General features: G+C 44.9%; 1 protein-coding gene and 1 pseudogene. Both read right to left on the reverse strand.

Going from position 1 to position 1,928, the window contains the following annotated elements; genetic code table 11:
* Positions 1-269 precede the first annotated feature (269 nt).
* A complete protein-coding gene (locus QUA34_RS29975) occupies positions 270-1,619 on the reverse strand; it encodes a peptidylprolyl isomerase (protein ID WP_333332846.1) in 1,350 nt (449 codons plus the stop codon).
* Positions 1,620-1,769: 150 nt separating this feature from the next.
* Positions 1,770-1,838 (reverse strand): annotated as a pseudogene (locus QUA34_RS30330) (pentapeptide repeat-containing protein); the annotation flags it as partial.
* Positions 1,839-1,928: the final 90 nt, after the last annotated feature.

Genomic DNA, 1,928 nt, shown 5'->3' on the forward strand with positions numbered 1-1,928 from the left:
AAAGCTTACTTTAACCGAGGACTGACTAGATATAAATTGAGAGAGGTTCAGGGAGCATTTGAGGATTTTCAGAAAGCAGCAGGGCTTTTTAAGCAGCAGGGGAGAATGGATTCTTATCAAGAGGCAGTTTCTCAAATTACAAAGCTATGGTGTTAGTTGAGTTTTCAAATTAGAAATTGGGAATGGGAAATTGGGCAATTGGGGAATGGGGAATGGGAATTGGGGAATTTGTAAGGTGCGCCATAAGCACCCTACACCTATAGTTAAAGTTAGCCAATTCTCAAGGCTGCATCGGCAGGTTGAGGGTTAGGATTACTAGGAATCCTAGATAAAGGAATTGCAAAGGCTGCATTTTGAACAGAGGCGACAGTAGAATTTTGTACCACAGTACCAGCCGCTGCCAAGTTAATGACAGTATTGCTTCCAGATTGAGTGAATGTAGTATCGGATAAATTTCCTGTCAAAGCAATGCGATCGCCTTCCTCTGGTCTAAAATCAACTATTGTATGACTTGTCGGGGGTAGGGTAATAAAAGGAAGAGAAGCAGGATCTACTCCGAGCAAAACAAAAGTATCTGCACCACTACCTCCTGTGAGAGTATTGTTGCCTGTATCTCCAATCAAAATATCATTGCCATCACCACCAATTAAGATATCATCCCCTTGACCGCCTCGCAAAAAGTCGTTACCAGCATCACCATTGAGAATATCGTCAGCGAAATTGCCAATCAGAATATCGTTGCCAACACCACCGCTAATGGAATCGTTACCTTTGCCACCTCGCAAAAAGTCGTCACCGACTTCGCCACTGATGGTATCGTTGCCTTGGCTGCCATTAATTGCATCATCCGTCGGTGAACCGAGGATGCGATCGTTTGCGCTACCTCCCACTACACCGCTGGGATTTTGCTGAGAGTCTTGGGAAGTGACTTGATAGTTGTTGGGGGTATTTGGCAGTCTGAGCGCTCCCAAAGATAGATTTACGAAATTGGTACTATTAATTAAATCGTTGAGCACATTAACATCGGTAATGATGCTAGAAACCCGACTGGGGACGATTCCTTGAACGACTTTTGCAGTTGAAATGCGATCGCCCTGCTGCACCGCATTCACCGTTTCAAAACCTTGAATAACATTGCCAAAAACAGCATAACTACCATCCAAAAATGGCAACTCATCCAAAGCAAAATAAAACTGCGAAGAAGCCGAATCCAAAGCATTGGAACGAGCCATTGCCACAGCGCCGCGATTATGCCGCAACTGCGGCCTCTGGGTGACAACTTGGTTGTAAACAGGTTGCGCGGCCCCTTGCGGCTTAATTTCCAAAGGAATAAAACGCGCCTGATTGGTATCCGGGTCAATAAAACTACCCGTTCCCAATTGACTTGCCGGAATTGTCGTATCCCTGCTGCGCGGATCACCTCCTTGCACAACAAAAGGATCTGGCTGACGCACAACTCGGTGAAACATCACCCCGTCGTAAATGCCTCGTTCAACTAAGTCAACAAAATTTCCTCCAGTAATCGGGGCATTAGTGCCGTCTACTTCGATCACAACGGGTTGACCGTTAATTACCTGGACTACTATAGCTTTGCCTGTTAACGGGAGTGCAGCGCTCATGGGTAAATTGCTATTTGAGTGAGTGATCTTGGGGTTTTAGAAGCAATCCGCGAATTGCCTCTACCTATTTAATCAGAAAACTGTAAACTTGTCTGTAAGTACAGTTCTACTTCTAAATTTATGATGTCCCGTCGCCAGTTCTTTAGCACTTTATTGGCAAGCAGAAATATCAGCATTCTTTAACTTAGCAGCGGACAAATTAGCGCCGCTCAAATGGGCTTATTGGAGATTTGCTCCCCGCAAATCGACTGCGCTCAAATCGCACTGTTTCCACAAAAAACTGACGCACCAATTATCCTTTAATAGGTG

The sequence above is a fragment of the Microcoleus sp. POL10_C6 genome (genome assembly GCF_036701585.1).
Taxonomy (GTDB): Bacteria; Cyanobacteriota; Cyanobacteriia; order Cyanobacteriales; family Microcoleaceae; genus Microcoleus.